This is a genomic window from Cysteiniphilum sp. JM-1 (assembly GCF_008711525.1).
Taxonomy (GTDB): Bacteria; Pseudomonadota; Gammaproteobacteria; order Francisellales; family Francisellaceae; genus Caedibacter.
The window spans coordinates 83,894-99,660 of sequence record NZ_VXKS01000006.1 but is presented as its reverse complement, the minus strand read 5'-3'; the positions used below and the strand labels follow the sequence as shown (position 1 = coordinate 99,660).

Annotated in this window: 19 protein-coding genes and 1 tRNA gene; 5 read left to right on the top strand and 15 right to left on the bottom strand. The window is 38.6% G+C overall.

Annotated elements, in window-relative coordinates:
- Positions 1 to 97: 97 nt before the first annotated feature.
- Complete coding sequence (locus F3D68_RS04275) at positions 98 to 1,051, bottom strand: DNA-directed RNA polymerase subunit alpha (RefSeq protein ID WP_151193227.1); 954 nt, start codon at positions 1,049 to 1,051, stop codon at positions 98 to 100.
- 271 nt (positions 1,052 to 1,322) lie between these two features.
- Here F3D68_RS04275 and F3D68_RS04270 point away from each other — a divergent pair, with 271 nt between their 5' ends.
- Complete coding sequence (locus F3D68_RS04270; protein WP_151193226.1) at positions 1,323 to 2,168, top strand: 2OG-Fe(II) oxygenase family protein; 846 nt, start codon at positions 1,323 to 1,325, stop codon at positions 2,166 to 2,168.
- Positions 2,169 to 2,190: 22 nt separating this feature from the next.
- Positions 2,191 to 2,823 carry a phosphatase PAP2 family protein gene (locus F3D68_RS04265; protein WP_151193225.1) on the top strand — a complete coding sequence of 211 codons (633 nt, stop codon included), beginning with the start codon at positions 2,191 to 2,193 and terminating at the stop codon, positions 2,821 to 2,823.
- Positions 2,824 to 3,082: 259 nt separating this feature from the next.
- Here F3D68_RS04265 and hisIE read toward each other — a convergent pair whose 3' ends face one another.
- From hisIE to deoD, 14 genes are all read right to left on the bottom strand, one after another.
- Entirely contained in the window at positions 3,083 to 3,700 is a 618-nt protein-coding gene (hisIE, locus tag F3D68_RS04260) for a bifunctional phosphoribosyl-AMP cyclohydrolase/phosphoribosyl-ATP diphosphatase HisIE (protein WP_151193224.1), read from the bottom strand.
- A gap of 8 nt (positions 3,701 to 3,708) precedes the next feature.
- Positions 3,709 to 4,482, bottom strand: a complete 774-nt coding sequence (gene hisF / locus F3D68_RS04255; protein WP_151193223.1) for an imidazole glycerol phosphate synthase subunit HisF — start codon at positions 4,480 to 4,482, stop codon at positions 3,709 to 3,711.
- Entirely contained in the window at positions 4,476 to 5,201 is a 726-nt protein-coding gene (gene hisA / locus F3D68_RS04250; protein WP_151193222.1) for a 1-(5-phosphoribosyl)-5-[(5-phosphoribosylamino)methylideneamino]imidazole-4-carboxamide isomerase, read from the bottom strand. Before hisA ends, hisF begins: the two co-directional genes overlap by 7 nt.
- Before the next feature lie 12 nt (positions 5,202 to 5,213).
- Complete coding sequence (locus F3D68_RS04245) at positions 5,214 to 5,501, bottom strand: type II toxin-antitoxin system RelE/ParE family toxin (protein ID WP_151193221.1); 288 nt, start codon at positions 5,499 to 5,501, stop codon at positions 5,214 to 5,216.
- Positions 5,489 to 5,761, bottom strand: coding sequence for a CopG family ribbon-helix-helix protein (locus tag F3D68_RS04240; RefSeq protein WP_151193220.1), 273 nt, complete (start codon positions 5,759 to 5,761; stop codon positions 5,489 to 5,491). Before F3D68_RS04240 ends, F3D68_RS04245 begins: the two co-directional genes overlap by 13 nt.
- A 264-nt stretch (positions 5,762 to 6,025) precedes the next feature.
- A complete protein-coding gene (gene hisH, locus F3D68_RS04235) occupies positions 6,026 to 6,628 on the bottom strand; it encodes an imidazole glycerol phosphate synthase subunit HisH (RefSeq protein ID WP_151193219.1) in 603 nt (200 codons plus the stop codon).
- On the bottom strand, positions 6,625 to 7,695 hold the full coding sequence (gene hisB / locus F3D68_RS04230; RefSeq protein WP_151193218.1) for a bifunctional histidinol-phosphatase/imidazoleglycerol-phosphate dehydratase HisB: 1,071 nt from the start codon (positions 7,693 to 7,695) through the stop codon (positions 6,625 to 6,627). The genes hisH and hisB overlap by 4 nt, the downstream gene beginning before the upstream one ends.
- The gene (gene hisC / locus F3D68_RS04225; RefSeq protein WP_151193217.1) at positions 7,682 to 8,767 is read right to left on the bottom strand and encodes a histidinol-phosphate transaminase; all 1,086 of its coding nucleotides are present in this window, start codon (positions 8,765 to 8,767) and stop codon (positions 7,682 to 7,684) included. The genes hisB and hisC overlap by 14 nt, the downstream gene beginning before the upstream one ends.
- Positions 8,752 to 10,083, bottom strand: a complete 1,332-nt coding sequence (gene hisD / locus F3D68_RS04220) for a histidinol dehydrogenase (RefSeq protein WP_151193216.1) — start codon at positions 10,081 to 10,083, stop codon at positions 8,752 to 8,754. The genes hisC and hisD overlap by 16 nt, the downstream gene beginning before the upstream one ends.
- A gap of 17 nt (positions 10,084 to 10,100) precedes the next feature.
- Positions 10,101 to 11,006 (bottom strand): ATP phosphoribosyltransferase, encoded by a 906-nt coding sequence (hisG, locus tag F3D68_RS04215; RefSeq protein WP_151193215.1) that lies wholly within the window; start codon positions 11,004 to 11,006, stop codon positions 10,101 to 10,103.
- Positions 11,003 to 11,305 (bottom strand): YerC/YecD family TrpR-related protein, encoded by a 303-nt coding sequence (locus F3D68_RS04210; RefSeq protein WP_151193214.1) that lies wholly within the window; start codon positions 11,303 to 11,305, stop codon positions 11,003 to 11,005. Before F3D68_RS04210 ends, hisG begins: the two co-directional genes overlap by 4 nt.
- A gap of 94 nt (positions 11,306 to 11,399) precedes the next feature.
- Positions 11,400 to 11,475: transfer RNA gene (locus F3D68_RS04205), tRNA-Thr, on the bottom strand.
- A gap of 185 nt (positions 11,476 to 11,660) precedes the next feature.
- Complete coding sequence (locus tag F3D68_RS04200; protein ID WP_151193213.1) at positions 11,661 to 11,900, bottom strand: hypothetical protein; 240 nt, start codon at positions 11,898 to 11,900, stop codon at positions 11,661 to 11,663.
- A 99-nt stretch (positions 11,901 to 11,999) separates the two neighbouring features.
- A complete protein-coding gene (gene deoD, locus F3D68_RS04195; protein ID WP_151193212.1) occupies positions 12,000 to 12,710 on the bottom strand; it encodes a purine-nucleoside phosphorylase in 711 nt (236 codons plus the stop codon).
- Between the two features lie 244 nt (positions 12,711 to 12,954).
- On the opposite strand from deoD, the gene F3D68_RS04190 reads away from it, so the two are divergent.
- The 3 genes from F3D68_RS04190 to F3D68_RS04180 all read left to right on the top strand — a co-directional run bounded on the left by F3D68_RS04190 (position 12,955) and on the right by F3D68_RS04180 (position 15,765).
- On the top strand, positions 12,955 to 13,587 hold the full coding sequence (locus F3D68_RS04190; protein WP_151193211.1) for a helix-turn-helix domain-containing protein: 633 nt from the start codon (positions 12,955 to 12,957) through the stop codon (positions 13,585 to 13,587).
- A complete protein-coding gene (nagZ, locus tag F3D68_RS04185) occupies positions 13,580 to 14,536 on the top strand; it encodes a beta-N-acetylhexosaminidase (protein ID WP_191092695.1) in 957 nt (318 codons plus the stop codon). The genes F3D68_RS04190 and nagZ overlap by 8 nt, the downstream gene beginning before the upstream one ends.
- Before the next feature lie 77 nt (positions 14,537 to 14,613).
- Positions 14,614 to 15,765, top strand: coding sequence for a mechanosensitive ion channel family protein (locus F3D68_RS04180; RefSeq protein WP_151193209.1), 1,152 nt, complete (start codon positions 14,614 to 14,616; stop codon positions 15,763 to 15,765).
- The last annotated feature ends 2 nt before the right edge of the window (positions 15,766 to 15,767 follow it).

Genomic DNA, 15,767 nt, shown 5'->3' with positions numbered 1-15,767 from the left:
GCTCAGCCAACGTCTATCGCACCCTGAGCCAAGTCGAAGGGAAGATATTAGACAAAAGGAATATATGTCTTCGACTAACGCTCAGCCAATGTTTGTTTTAGATCAACTCTTTTGGCCAATCATCAACGATAGTACCTAATGAGTAACCATAAGAAGAAAGCTTTTCTTTGATTTCATTTAACGATTTACGTCCAAAGTTAGGTGTTTTCATCAGTTCAGACTCAGTGCGCTGCACTAATTCACCAATATAACGAATGTTCTCTGATTTTAAGCAATTTGCTGAACGCACTGTTAAATCCAACTCTTCGACTGTTTTCAATAAGAATGGATCGATTTGTGGTTCTTCCTCAACATATAGACGCTCTGCCAACTCTGCTTCATCAACGATATTTGACATTTGTGTTTGAATTTTTTGTGCTGCCAGACTCAATGCTTCAGACGGTGTTAAACTACCATCTGTTTTGATCTCAAGGATTAATTTATCTAAGTCAGTTTTTTGGGCAACACGCGCATTTTCAACATTATATGTGCAACTTACAATCGGTGAATAAGACGCATCTAACATAAACCAGCCATCAGCAAACGCTTGCTCTGCAGCAACATAACCGACACCTAAATTAATTTGCCCGTCGATTGATAGTTTTTCTTTACCTTCATATTGGCAAATATAAACATCAGGATTTAAGATCTCTAAGCCTTCAGAAACCGTTAAATCTGCTGCATAAATATCTTTTGCCTTACCTGAAAGTTTAATCGCAATCTCAGCTGATTTATGCTCAGGTGAAAGCTTAAACTCAATTGCTTGCAAATTAAGTAAAATCTCTTCAATTGTTTCAGCCGTTGGCAGTTTAACAGATAGATCATCACCATCATTGAACTTAACACGTGTTAATGCAGCTCCTGCCAATGCATTAGCTAAAATCTGCTTTAATGAGAATCCAAGCGTGTAGCCAAAACCACGCTCTAAAGGCTCCAAAATAATCTTTGCTTCTTTATCATTTTTCTCGAGATTATTCACTGTTGTCGGATGCAGCAAATGTTCTAATGCCATCGTTTTATATACCCTTTTGTTTATATATCTTACATCTCAATACCTTTTGATTACCTGATCAGTTCAGGCATCAATCAGCACGATTTGATAAATACAGATGTCGAAATTTTGCAGCATTCTATCAAATTTTTTCTAAAAAACCTAAAAGAAATTGACATTTGATCAAAACTTATTGACATCTGCCAAGTATAACGGCTTCTCTCCTTGACAGACTTCGCATTGCAATCTAGCATGCCAACGTCATATTAAATCAATAAAGCAGGTATTTTTAATGGAAATTTTAAGTGTTGATTACTACGCAGATAATGCACCAAAGCGCTTTACCGACTCGTTGAAACAAACAGGTTTTGGGGTATTGGAAATACACCCTATCGACTGGCAGCTTATCGAAGATGTTTATAGTGAGTGGCGTGAGTTTATTAACTCAAAAGCCGCGCATAATTACTATTACGATAAGAGAACCCAAGATGGCTACTTCCCGATGGATATCTCAGAAACAGCCAAGGGTGAGACCGCACGTGATATCAAACACTATTTCCATTTATATTTTCCAAATGGTCGCTATCCTAAAGAAGTCTCTAACAAAGCACGTGAGCTTTTTGACAAACTTTTTGAACTAGGTAAAACATTACTGCAATGGATCGATGATCATATGGATCCAGAGACTTCTAAGAAACTGCATATGCCATTAGTCGAAGCTTTGTCATTTGATCGCACGTTATTTCGCGTATTGCATTACCCTGCGATCAAAGGTGATGAGGAACCAGGCGCCATCCGTGCTGCAGCGCATGAGGATATCAATTTAATCACCCTTTTACCCGTTGCCTCTTCACCTGGATTGGAAGTGTACTCACATAAAGAAGATAAATGGTATGAAGTGCCCTGCAAGCCGCAATCTATCATCATTAATATTGGTGATATGCTGCAAGAGATGACCAACTTTGAATATATTGCTACCAAGCATCGCGTGGTCAAACCTGAAGGTGAGGCACAAGGCGTAGATCGCATGTCAACACCTTGCTTTATGCATGCCAAAGCTGATGTTTATTTATCTGAGAAATATAAAACAGCTGATGTCTTCTTGGATGAGCGCTTGATTGAACTTGGGGTTAAATAGCTTCATAAGGAATTAACTCAACATGACCAATAACTTCAAAAAACTTATAAAAATCACCCTAATCTATGGCGTTATCACGTTTGTCATATGCGCAATAAGTTATATCTATTTTGATCGTTTACTCGTGATATCAATTAGTGAACAGCTGCAGCATAATATCTTAATTAAACTCTCGAATATTCTCTCTTTTATTTTTGACCCTAATAACTGGTTTGTTCTTTTCATCATTCTTGTGATTATCTGTATATGGCAAAAAATACGCGGCAAACTCAATCCACGTTTATTGGTATGGACCATGAGTTTGTTTATCTCGATTGCTGTTGCAACTGTGCTAAAACTAACGCTGGCACGCTATCGTCCCGAGCTATTCTTACAAGATGGTTTATATGGCTTTCACTGGTTGTCACACAAGCGCTTATTCAATAGCTTCCCATCAGGGCATGCCACGCTTGGATTTGCAGGATTACTAGGCTTGGCTTATTTAGTACAAAATAAGAAATTTACGGTGCTATGCATCATCATCGCACTTATTATCACCATTAGCCGAATTTTAAGCTCAGAGCATTATCTAAGTGATGTGTTGGCTGGCGTTTATATCGGGGTCTTTAGCTATCTTTGGGCAAAAGCACTTTGCTATAGGAAATCATCATCATAGCCACAAAAATACAAAATATATGGATAAACGAATAATCAGGGAATGGTTTAGAAATGGTGTCAATATTGCTGATCGAAATATGAAAACAGTTGAGGAGAGGAAAAACATCTTCGACCAGCTGTTTTGTAGTATAGGCGTTTAAACTTAACTCAAACTTAATGGTTTTATTTTTTTCCTTTTTTATGATGGGCGTACACAATACGCCCCTACATTACCTAAATGATTATGGATTTATAAAATGGACGTATGCAATACGCCATTACGAATTGCTTTCTCTTGCTTTTAAAACAGTGATCACATCCTGCAAAGACAGCTCTTTTTCTCTTAGTAATACCAGCAAATGAAAGATCAAATCAGCACTTTCATTTTTAAGCTCATCTAGATCATTCTTCATTGCGGCAATCACAGTTTCAACACCTTCTTCACCAACCTTTTGCGCAATGCGCGCAATACCACTAGCAAAAAGGCTCGTGACATAACTATTTTGCGGTTTATCTTTTTTGCGTTGTTTGATGGTGTTTTCCAATCGAGTCAATACGCCATATGGATGATCATAGGTTTTATCAAAGCAGCTCTCGGTACCCTTATGGCACGTTGGTCCCACAGCATCAACTAGCGCAACAAGGCTATCTCCATCACAATCTACAGCGATATCAATGAGCTTCAAAACATTGCCACTTGTTTCACCTTTTTGCCACAGCCTTTGTTTACTGCGACTGTAAAAAGTTACAAAGCCAGTAATCATCGTCTGTGATAAGGCCTCTTCATTCATGAATCCTAACATCAGCACCTTGCCAGAGGTGCGACATTGCACAACAACAGGCACCAAGTGATTCATTTTCTGCCAGTCAATTTTGTTTAAAATAAGATTATCCACATTTATCCTTAATTCGACATTCTAATGGTTTGACCATTTGTTTTGAGATAGGCTTTAAGCTCACAAATATCAATGCTGCCACTGTGAAAAACACTCGCAGCAAGTGCACCTGATACCCGTGTTTTTTGAAATACTTCATTAAAATGCATCATTTCTCCAGCACCCCCTGATGCGATCACAGGGATATTAACCATTTGTGAAATTGCTGCTAAATGAGTAATATCATAGCCATTTTTGACCCCATCTTGTTGCATGCAGTTCACAACAATCTCACCGGCACCTCGCTTGGCGACTTCCGTTACCCAATCTTTTGTTCTACGTGTGGTTTTTAGCGTTTTTTCAACATCACCGGTATATTGACAGACAACATATTCACCATCCATATCATTGCTATCAACACCAACAACAACACATTGCTGACCAAAGGCATCGACTAATTCATCAATGAGCTCTGGACGCTCTAACGCAGGCGAGTTAATCGATATCTTATCCGCCCCAGCATTTAAGATAGTACGCGCTTGATCAACACTACGAATACCTCCTGCGACACAAAATGGAATATTGATCGCTTTGGCAATATCTGTTACCCATTTAGGTGACACACCTTGCTTACGCGTACTTGCGGCAATATCATAAAACACTAACTCATCGGCACCTTGCTCACTATAGTGCGTGGCTAGCGTAACAATGTCACCGACAACCCGATGATTCTGAAATTTCACACCCTTTACCACTTGATCATTTAATACATCCAAGCATGGAATAATGCGTTTTGTTAGCATGCTAGCGCCTCATTTAAGCTAAATTTATTTTCATAAAGCGCGCGTCCGACGATCACATTCTGCACCTTGGTCTTTTTGAGATTGTGCAAATCAGCCAAGGCACCAACACCACCAGATGCTTGAAAGGAAATATTTGGATATTTAGCAACTAAGTCTTGATAAAGTTGTGTGTTAGCCCCTTGTAACATGCCATCTTTGCTAATATCGGTACATAACACATGCGCTAAACCATATGCTAGATAATAGTCAATAACATTATATAGACTTTGATCACTGGTATTAAGCCAGCCATGTGTTGCCACCATCGGTGTGTCATTAACGATATTAACATCAAGTGCTAATACAATTTTATCTGCACCAAAGCGCTCAATAAAGCGCACCGTTTGGTCATAATCTTTTACAGCAATACTGCCTAATACCACACGATCAACACCAATTGACAATAGGTTATCGATCGTTTCCTCATCCTTAATGCCGCCGCCAACCTGCATGATTGATGTCGTACTATTGCGAATACGGTTGATCACATCAAGCTGCTTGAGTTTACCTTGTTTCGCACCATCCAAATCAACAACATGCAAATAGCTAGCACCACTTTGTTGATAATTCATTGCCATATCTTCAGGTGTAACCGTATATTGGGTAATGGCATTAAAATCACCTTTTTGTAAACGCACACACTGTCCATTGATTAAGTCTATTGCGGGGATAATATTCATTTATTTCCTCTTTTAATAACCTGCTTCTTTCTGATGTTTAAATGACAAAATATGACAAATATCAGTCATCGCTTCATATCTGTATAAAACCGCATAGCCAGAATCACCAAATGGAATAATCAACTCTCGAAGATGGTCAGATAATGGTCTACCCATTTCTGGCGTCTCTTTAAGTAATTGAATATACTTGGCGATTTCATGTGCTGCGCGTTGACTTGCCAGAGTATTTCTGGACTCAAGAAAAGATTGGCAACGCTGAATCCCTTGTAAAGCACCTTCTGTAATTTTTATTTGTGACATTTAGGTGCAGGCTCCTCACTATCAGTTCCCCAAGTTTGCAACCAGCGAATGGCCTCATCTCCAGTAATATGTAAGCCTGTTTCTTGAAAAGACTGCCATGAAGCCAATGCTTCCTGCTTAAATTGTTCTTTCTTTTCTTCTTTTAAAACATACTCATTAATTGCCCGCATCATAATCCAATGTGGCGTTCTGTCTTGTAATCGTGCAAGCTGCTGAATCCGTCCTTTTAAATCATCTGAAATTTTTAGTGATGTTGACATAATATGCTCCTTATAACACTAGGTAATACCTAGTATCATTCTAGACTACTAATAACTAATATCCAAAACTTTTTAGTTTTTCAACTTTTTAACCTTTAGATTTTCGGGCTATGACCATATTCCTACCCACTTTAATTGTGTAAGCTTTGGCTGAGCGTAAGTCGAAGCCTCTATGAAGTGTTATACCCACTTCGACTAATGCTCAATGCACCGCTTCGACTTACGCTCAGGGTACAGTGATCACTTGTGGGTAAATATTTAGTCTTAACCAATTTTCGTAATAAAATTTTTCAACAGTTGCTCACCCACTTTACCTGATTTCTCTGGATGAAACTGCATACCATAGAAATTATCTTTATTAACCATCGCACTAAAGTAATTAATATAGTCATTATATGCCACGGTAAACGCTGTAGACTCAGCATAGAAGCTATGCACATAATAGACATAATCATCAGGGTTAGTCCCCAAAAGCAAGGGATGCGTGCTACGCAATGCATCATCAATCAATAACCGATTCCAGCCCATATGTGGAATCAAGGCATCACTTGATTGAAACCTTTTAACGCTACCGGGGATGATTTTCAAACACTCAACCATGCCCTCTTCTGAGAACTCATGCATCAACTGCATTCCTAAACAAATACCTAATACGGGTTGTGTAAGTCTTGGAATCAGCTGATCTAATTGATGTGACTTTAATGCCGCCATCGCTGTTTTGGCATGACCCACACCTGGCAAGATCACATAATCCGCTGTTTGAATAACCTCATGATCATGTGTTAATACGATCCTTTGCCCCAAGCGCTCTAACGCATATTGGATTGAGGCAAAGTTACTGCCACAACAATCAATAATTGCAATCATAGTACCCCCTTGGTACTTGGCATATCTAATGAGGTCTTTGCCACTGCTTGCTTTAAGACTTTACCTAAGGCTTTAAAGGCTGCCTCAATCATATGATGTGTGTTGTGCCCTTTAAGTTTAATATGCAAGGTTGCCTTAAGACTCTCTGCCAGTGAGTAAAAGAAATGACTAACGAGCTCAACCGATAGGTCACCGACTTTATCACGCTTAAAATCCGCTTCAAATAAACAATAAAATCGCCCACTTAAATCTAAAGCAATCTCAGCACTTGCCTCATCCATCGGCAGCAAAAACCCGTAACGCTGTATACCTAATTTATCAGCCAAAGCTTGAGATAATGCTTGTCCCAAAGTAATGGCAATATCCTCAACCGTATGATGATCATCAATATGCAAATCCCCTTGCGCTTGAATATCCATGCTAATACCTGAATGTTTTGCCACTTGCTCAAGCATATGATCTAGAAAATCAATACCACTATGGATATTTATTTTGCCTGCTTGATCCAAGTTGACTGACACAGAGATGTCGGTTTCTTGTGTTTTACGCGTAATCGTTGCCACTCTTGGCGTGTGAAGAATATGATTTTTAATCGTTAACCAATCAGGATATTGCTCATTTGCAATTTGAATGCCTTTAATCCCTAAATTATCTGCTAACTGAAGATCAGTTAACCTGTCCCCTATGACATAACTGTGATCGCGATTGATACGCTGATCACGCAAATAGGACATGAGTAACCCCACTTTTGGCTTGCGACAATCGCAATGATCATTATCAAAATGCGGACAGATTAGAATGTCTTCAAAGATAATCCCTTGTGATTTAAGGACTCTCAACATCAACTCATGTGGTGCATTAAAATCATTCTCTGGAAAAGAAGACGTACCTAAACCATCTTGATTACTGACCATAACGAGCTTAAACCCCGCCTGTTGTAAAGTAATGAGCGCATCAAATACACCCGGTAAAAAATCAAGCTTATCAATATGATCAATTTGTTTATCTTCTGGCTCGATAATAATTGTGCCATCGCGATCTATAAATAAATATTTATGCTGTTTCATTGTTAGCACCGATAGTTCCTGTGTTTATATTTTCTAATGCCTTAATAAGCTTATTTACTTCTTCAACAGTCCCTATGCTAATACGCAACATCGTTTCATCATTAAATACCTTTGCCATTGATCTGACGATAATGCCTGCCTGACATAGTTGGTTAAATATATCCACTTTAAACTGTACTAATAAAAAGTTGGCTTGTGAGGGATACACTTTATTAACCAAGCTTGATGCTTGCAGATATTGAAATAAACGTGTCCGTTCTCTAACTGCTTCAAACATTTTACTTTTAACTAATGCTAAACGCTCAGGTTGCAATGCAGCGACTGCATTTTGTGCCACCGACATTGCGATTGGATAAGGCGCAATCACCTTTTTGATCAAGCTCACCAAACGGGCATTAGTAACAACAGATCCAACGCGCTCTGCCGCCAAACCATACGCTTTGGATAAGGTTCTAAGAATGACTAAATTGTCATATTGCTTAATTAAGCTTGCTGCACTTTGCTCGCCACTAAATTCAATATAGGCCTCATCAACAACAATCATTGTTTTATCGGCTAATGTAAGACATAAGCTTTCGATATCTTCTAGCGAGATTAAATTTCCGGTAGGATTATTCGGTGAACAGATAAACACAAGCTTAATATTTGGCTTTTTATTTATCTCTTTTAATAAATCATCAATACCTAGTGCAAATTCATTTGTAGCATCAAGTGCATATTCAAAATACTCCACCCCTTGTAACCTTGCACTGACCTGATACATACCAAAGGTTGGTTTAAACGCCATAATGTCATCTTGTTGATAGGTGCAAAATAATCGCACTAACAAATCAATGCCCTCATCACTGCCGCGTGTTACCAATATTTCATCTTGATTAACATGGTAAAGTGCTGCCAAAGCACGCACCAATTCTTGTGGTTGCGGTTCAGGGTAGCGATTAAAACCTTGTTCAGATAAATCATAAGCTAGTTCATTGGCATTAAGCCAAATATCACCTTTAAGGTTTAAAGACCGTGCGGAAGAATAGGCACTAAACTCAACTAAATCTTGACGAATCAACTTCTCAAACATGTCGCCTCCGCTTTATTTTCAAGCGCTTTAAGACGCAGATCAACTGCTAGTTTATGTGCTGTTAAGCCCTCAATATCAGCTAATTGTGCTGCTAAGTCACCAATAGCTAATAATCCTTTCTCATCGACATATTGCACACTCATTGCTTTCATAAAATCAATCGTTGATAAACCACTAAATGACTTAGCATAACCATACGTTGGCAATACATGATTTGATCCGGTGACATAATCACCTAATGCTTCAGCCGCCCATTGCCCTACAAATACCGCACCGGTATTATGGATTTGATCAATATACTTTTCAGGATCTCCCACCTGCAAAATCAAATGCTCAGGCGCGTAGTTATTAGCAAGTACAAAAGCATCTTCTAAGGTCTTAACCACCAAAATACGACTATGCACTAATGCTTCTTTGATGATGTCGTGACGTGTTAATGTATATAATTGTTGGTTAATAACGGCTATTACCTCATTGGCTAATACATTACTGGTTGTTATAAGTATTGCTTGAGAATCAGCACCATGCTCAGCTTGTGCCAGTAAATCTGCCGCAACAAATTGAGCGTTTGCCTCATCATCAGCAATGACCAAGACTTCAGAGGGACCCGCTGGCATATCAATTGCAGCTCCATCAATATCATCAGCAACAAGCATCTTAGCTTTGGTCACCCAACTATTACCTGGACCATAGATCTTATTGACTTTAGTGACTGATTCCGTGCCATACGCCATCGCTGCAATCGCTTGAGCACCACCTATTTTATAAATTACATCAACACCACATAAATCAGCGGCGACTAATAATAGTGGATGAATTTTGCCTGCCACATTGACTGGTGTGCAAACATTAACCTTCTTGCATCCAGCTACTTTTGCTGGAATTGCTAGCATAATAAGGGTTGAGATCAATGGTGCACTTCCCCCTGGCACATATAAACCAACGCTCTCAATCGCGCTAAAAACTTTATGACAACAAACACCATCCTTACTATCAACTATGGTATTTTTAGGTTTATTGATTTCATGGTAATTTTGCACTCTAGCAATAATACTTTTAATTAAATCAATATCTTTATTGCTAACTAGCTTATACGCTTCTTTTATTTCAGCTTCTGTTACAGATAAATCATCAAGCACACAGCGATCAAAGCGCGCAGTGTAGTCAAATAGTGCTTGGTCTTTGTTACATTTTACTTCATTAATAATCGCTTCAACTTGTTGATTTAAGTCATTACTATTAACTTGTGGCGCACGCTTAAGAAGAGATTGCCAAGCAGGTTTATCATCGATATTGACTTGATAGGTTCTAATCATCTTTCATTCTCACATTCTCACGCTAACATTTTTTCAATTGGCAACACTAAAATCGCACTGGCACCTGCCTGCTTTAAACGTTCCAACGTATTCCAAAATACACCTTCCGTCGTTACAATATGCACAGCAACCTTATCATGAACTCCTGCGATAGGGATAATCGTCTGCCCTTCATGGCCTGGCAGAATATCATTGATGGCATTAAGTGATGACTTAGGCGCATGAAACATCACATATTTACTTTCTTTGGCTTGCATCACCCCATTCATTCGATCAATCAAACGCTGATAGAATACTTCAAGCTCTGGTGCAAGTGTATGGCTATTACGAATCAATAATGCCTGTGACTGCATTATTTCAACGACTTCTTTGAGATTATTCTCCTCCAATGTGCGCCCCGTTGACACCAAATCACATATCGCATCAGCCATACCAAGGTTTGGTGCGATCTCCACTGAACCTGAAATATTTAAAATCGATAAATCCAAATTATTTTGACGTGAAAATTCCATTAATAGCTCAGGATATGAGGTCGCAACTTTCATTGCTTTTAAGCTATTGATATCGTTATATGCTTTGCTATTGGCAATAGCAATTGATAAGCGACAAGCCCCAAAGCCAAGCGCTTTATCTATGGTAATATTATTGCTTTGCTTTTTCTCATTTAATGTCAAACAAAACTCATCCAACACATTCTGCCCAATAATACCAACATCGCAAAAGCCATCATTAACTAAAGTAGGGATATCGTCATCACGCACAAATAAAAAATCAACCGGCACATCAATTGCATGACAATAAAGTCCACTTTTTGACAATTGCACTTTAATGCCGATTTTATCAAACAGCGCCATTGACTCTGTGTTTAGTCGCCCTTTTTTCTGTACTGCAATGCGTAATCGCTTATTTTGTCTATCTCTCATTCAACTGACCTTTTTACTTTGTCATACATCAAATTATACCCACCAGCGCCATGCGTGATACAACGCGCAATTCTTGCCACTGTGGTCACACTTACACCGGTTTCAGCATAAATCTGTCGATAAGATTTATCATTTTTGATCTCCTGAACCGCGCGCCAACGATCTGCCATCGCTGAAATCTCCGCAGGCGTGCATAAATCCTCGAAAAGTTTCGCAACCTCCTCGCTACTTTCTAGCAATGATAACGCATGAAAAAGCGCATCAATATCAGATTGCTGTGCTTGTTTAATATTCACCATAAAAATACCATTTACACCTCACAATGTATTAATACGTTATAACATAATCATTAACAGTAAAATGCTCAAGAAGTTTTTGCAGAAAAAATAAAAATGGTGCCGACAAGCAGAATCGAACTGCTGACCTATTGGTTACGAATCAATTGCTCTACCAACTGAGCTATGTCGGCATAATAAATAATGGCTCTAACCATATTCCATCCCACTTTGATTGTCCAAACGTTGGCTGAGCGTGAGTCGAAGCCTTTATGAAATGTGATTTCCCAAGCTTACCCTTCGACTTACGCTCAGGGTACGGTGAGTACTTGTAAGTGAACACCCAGCCTTAGCTTGAATAATAAACAATGAATAAAAATTACTGGTTATTTTTCTCAACTTTATTAAGCACAATCCCGACAATAATAAAGATCGCACCGATAATTAAACTGGCACAACCCAACATCCCTGTTATGACAGACTCACTTAAATCGTAAAGACTATGCGCCGGTGGAAACCAACTGAAAGCCCCAATTATCAACACGATACTTAAGACAACCAATATTATCCCTATGATTAAACAGCCAATAATCGAACCTGATTGCTTACAACATTTCATCACTATTCTCCTTGTTTTCATATATGCGAACCTGCACAAGTAAGAATAGTTGGTTTTTTAAAAAATGCGAGAAAGAAAATTATGTGTAAATAACTGAAATTAGGCACTTGCCAAAGCAATTTCAATCATTTTAGTAAATGAATTTTGACGCTCTTCACTCGTCGTAACCTCTTTTGTAACCAATGAATCTGATACGGTCAAAAGACAAGCTGCTTTTTTACCATAGGCTTTGGCATTAGCAAAAATCGCGACAGTTTCCATTTCCACGGCTTTACAACCATGTTGACTATGAATCTTGATATAATCATCAAAATTTTTGCGATAAAACACATCGGTACAGTGCACTTTTGCCTGTGTCACAGACAAGCTTAAACTCTCTGCTGTTTTTGCAATATGTGCTGTTAAATTAGCATCTGGCTTTGCCACTCTTGTTTTTTCATCGGTCACGATTTCGATATAATCCGACTCACAATAGCTTTCGGTAACTAATAGCACATCATATACCTTAATCTCAGGCACATAAGAGCCACACGAACCAATGCGAATAATCTGATCAACATCATAATTATTAAATAATTCTGCCGTATAAATTCCCGCACTTGGAATGCCCATGCCATGCGCCATAATCGTTAATTTTTTGCCCTTATAAGTTCCAGTAAAGCCCAACATATTACGCACACTATTGACTTGTTTAATATCCTTAAGATACGTTTCAGCAATCAGCTTAGCGCGTAATGGGTCTCCTGGCATAATGACCGTTTTAGCAAAGTCATCTTTGTTTTTTGCTTCAATATGAGGTGTTGGAATCATTTTTTACCCTTTTTTATCCTTTTTTATTCTTGTTTTTAATTGATCAAATTTTTCAAGTCTCCAGTGTACTGTTTTTATTACAAATGAACAAATGATAAGAGCATACACGTTAAGTCATAAATCAAATGAAAAGTCACTCAAGTAACGCTACCTCAGATACAAAGCGGTGCAATAAATACTGTCAAATGCATTGCTGTGCGTATATACTTTAGCGCAGTCGCAATAAATCTAGCATTAATTACCAATGAATAGTTTCCAGCAGCAACTTAAGCATTTACGTGAACAACAACAATTAACCGTCGATGGTGTCGCGAGCAGAATGAGTTTCACCGCACAAACCATTCAAATGCTAGAAGATACAGATGATCTATTCTCACTAGAGTTACCCACGCAATCGCTTAAAAACTATTATCGTAAATATGGCGAGTGTCTTGGTATGCCTGAGCGAAAAATTGTGAGCATGTTAAATAGAATTGATTATTTGGATTATAAACGCTCACGCAAAGGCAAAATGAAACCCTTTGATTATCTTAATCGCTTAGTTATTTTGGTTTTGATTGCTCTCTTGGGTCATACGGTTTACACACTTTATCAGCAGCAAAAAGCCAATGCGCTAAAGCAAAGTGTCGTTACTTTAAGTGCGCCAGTTGTTTCTCAATCAACTGAACAAGAGAACCCAACAACTTCACCTTCAGCTAATGACCAAACAAGTAATGCTACTGCAACACCAAACGCAGCAACATCTAACACAACTACTAATAGTGTAACGACATCTAATACTACAGGCGCGTCAGCAGCAGTAAATACTGTAGCACCGACAACATTGCAACAAAATGACGTTACACAACAGCAATCTGCTGAGCAACAAAATGCATAGTAACTCAATCACGGCTCGTTTTATTATTGGTGTTGAGTCGACTGAATTAAGCACTTACGACATCAACCGCTTACAAAATAAACATGTGATTGGCGTGATTTTATTTAGTCGTAATTTCATAAATTCTAAGCAGCTAAAGCAATTAACCGCAGCCATTAAATCATGCCGCCATGATCTTATTATTTGTGTCGACCAAGAAGGTGGATGCGTTCAGCGCTTTAAAAGCTATCAATTCACACCACTGCCATCACTCTATGAAATTGCACAAACAAATGATAAAACACAACTTAAACAACATGTTGCCACACTTGCCAATGAGCTAAAACATCATGGTGTTGACTTTAGCTTCACCCCCGTGGTTGACTTATATTCAAAAGACAGTCGCGTGATTAACACACGCGCTTTTGCTGATAGTGCAGATGCAGTCATACATTATGCCAGACAGTATATTGACACTATGCATCAATACAACTTACCGAGCGTTTTAAAGCACTTCCCAGGGCATGGCAGCTTAGCTGCTGACTCTCATACTGAAAGCGTTATTGATAATCGCAGTCTGAAAGAAATTGAACAAACTGATTTACTGCCATTTTTCACGCTCATTAATGAAAATAAAGCCGATAGCATTATGGTTGCTCATCTATCTTATCCGCAAATAGATACTGAGATTGCCTCACAATCGAAGTTTTGGCTTACAACTTACTTACGCCAAAAGACTGGTTTCAATGGTATTATTTTTAGTGATGACTTTGGCATGGCTGCGGCAACTCAAACTGCTAAACATCCACTAGAGAATTGTCAGAGGTTCTTTGATGCAGGAGGAGACATCGCTTTATTGTGCAATGAGTTTACTGTTATGGATGAAATATTCGATATTTTTAATAATGATAATTATGGTGATAACAACACCTTCAATAACCGCTGGCAGCACTTTCAGCAGACTTTTTAACATTTGCACTCGCTGCCTTGAACTTCTGAAGAATTCCCCTAGAATAATCCCTATTACAAAATATTATCAGTTATTTTATGGATCCTATTACACAATATTTAGATCTTAGTAAAAATTATGCTGAATATGTTCATGCTGCAATTGTGATTGTCGCTATTTTGCTAATCAATGTAGTTATTCGCATTGTGCTTGCGGTCTTTGATAAGAGTCTTGCCAAAAAATCACCATATTTACGCATATTTTATCAAGCGGTTAATCGCCCAGTACGTTATATCACATGGATCATAGGATTATGGATTATTTTAACGCAACTGATTGACTGGCAAGGCAAACAAGTTCAAGCCATGCTAAATATTGCCAACATGGCAGTCAAGGTTTTAGTTGTCCTTTGCGTTGCCTGGATTTTAATGCGCTTTGCCCGCGGCATGCGTAAATTGTTTATTGAAAAAAACACACGTACTGATGGTGGCTACAATGACTTTAGCATGATTGAAACGGTTTATAAGGCTTCTCAAGCAATCATTATCATTTTACTGTTTTTTAGCATTCTCGGTGCGCTTGATATCCCGATTGTCGCCTTAGCCGGCATGGCTACTGTGGTCACAGGTTTTTTTGCAATTACGCAACAAGAACTTATTAAGAATCTCTTTGGTGGCACCGTTCTTTATCTTGATCGACCTTTTGCCGTAGGTGATTGGATTTACACTGTTGGCGGCGGGATAGAAGGAACTGTTGAGAAGATAAGCTTTCGCCTTACGATTATTCGTGGCTTTGATAAGCGCCCTATTTACGTACCCAATGCAACTTTTCTAACCACGGCTGTTGTCAATGCGTCACGCATGACAAATCGCCGGATTTTGCAATATATTGGTGTGCGTTATCAGGACTTCACCAAGGTACATCAGATCTTACAAGATGCTCGTGATATGCTAAAAAAGCACCCCGCAATCGACCAAAAGTGCATAACATTAGTGTGTATTGTCAATGGCAATACTAATATGGGCTCAAATACTGAAGGCGTCTTTGGTTCATATTCAATTAATTTTATGGTTTACACCTTTACCAAAACCACTAATTGGGTCAAGTTTCAAGCTGCACAAGATGACGTTATGCTAAAAATCGGAGAAATTATTGAACAAAATGGCGCGCAAATTGCTTTCCCAACAACCACTTTGGATATTCCTGAAGGTGCATTACATCAAGTGACTGCTGCTAGCAGTAAAGCATAGCC

Excerpts from the sequence above, each read along its gene's own strand:
- F3D68_RS04275 (WP_151193227.1), bottom strand. The coding sequence starts at position 1,051 with ATGGCATTAGAACATTTGCTGCATCCGACAACAGTGAATAATCTCGAG.
- F3D68_RS04270 (WP_151193226.1), top strand. The coding sequence starts at position 1,323 with ATGGAAATTTTAAGTGTTGATTACTACGCAGATAATGCACCAAAGCGC.
- F3D68_RS04265 (WP_151193225.1), top strand. The coding sequence starts at position 2,191 with ATGACCAATAACTTCAAAAAACTTATAAAAATCACCCTAATCTATGGC.
- hisF (WP_151193223.1), bottom strand. The coding sequence starts at position 4,482 with ATGCTAACAAAACGCATTATTCCATGCTTGGATGTATTAAATGATCAA.
- hisA (WP_151193222.1), bottom strand. The coding sequence starts at position 5,201 with ATGAATATTATCCCCGCAATAGACTTAATCAATGGACAGTGTGTGCGT.
- F3D68_RS04245 (WP_151193221.1), bottom strand. The coding sequence starts at position 5,501 with ATGTCACAAATAAAAATTACAGAAGGTGCTTTACAAGGGATTCAGCGT.
- F3D68_RS04240 (WP_151193220.1), bottom strand. The coding sequence starts at position 5,761 with ATGTCAACATCACTAAAAATTTCAGATGATTTAAAAGGACGGATTCAG.
- hisH (WP_151193219.1), bottom strand. The coding sequence starts at position 6,628 with ATGATTGCAATTATTGATTGTTGTGGCAGTAACTTTGCCTCAATCCAA.
- hisB (WP_151193218.1), bottom strand. The coding sequence starts at position 7,695 with ATGAAACAGCATAAATATTTATTTATAGATCGCGATGGCACAATTATT.
- hisC (WP_151193217.1), bottom strand. The coding sequence starts at position 8,767 with ATGTTTGAGAAGTTGATTCGTCAAGATTTAGTTGAGTTTAGTGCCTAT.
- hisD (WP_151193216.1), bottom strand. The coding sequence starts at position 10,083 with ATGATTAGAACCTATCAAGTCAATATCGATGATAAACCTGCTTGGCAA.
- hisG (WP_151193215.1), bottom strand. The coding sequence starts at position 11,006 with ATGAGAGATAGACAAAATAAGCGATTACGCATTGCAGTACAGAAAAAA.
- F3D68_RS04210 (WP_151193214.1), bottom strand. The coding sequence starts at position 11,305 with ATGGTGAATATTAAACAAGCACAGCAATCTGATATTGATGCGCTTTTT.
- F3D68_RS04200 (WP_151193213.1), bottom strand. The coding sequence starts at position 11,900 with ATGAAATGTTGTAAGCAATCAGGTTCGATTATTGGCTGTTTAATCATA.
- deoD (WP_151193212.1), bottom strand. The coding sequence starts at position 12,710 with ATGATTCCAACACCTCATATTGAAGCAAAAAACAAAGATGACTTTGCT.
- F3D68_RS04190 (WP_151193211.1), top strand. The coding sequence starts at position 12,955 with ATGAATAGTTTCCAGCAGCAACTTAAGCATTTACGTGAACAACAACAA.
- nagZ (WP_191092695.1), top strand. The coding sequence starts at position 13,580 with ATGCATAGTAACTCAATCACGGCTCGTTTTATTATTGGTGTTGAGTCG.
- F3D68_RS04180 (WP_151193209.1), top strand. The coding sequence starts at position 14,614 with ATGGATCCTATTACACAATATTTAGATCTTAGTAAAAATTATGCTGAA.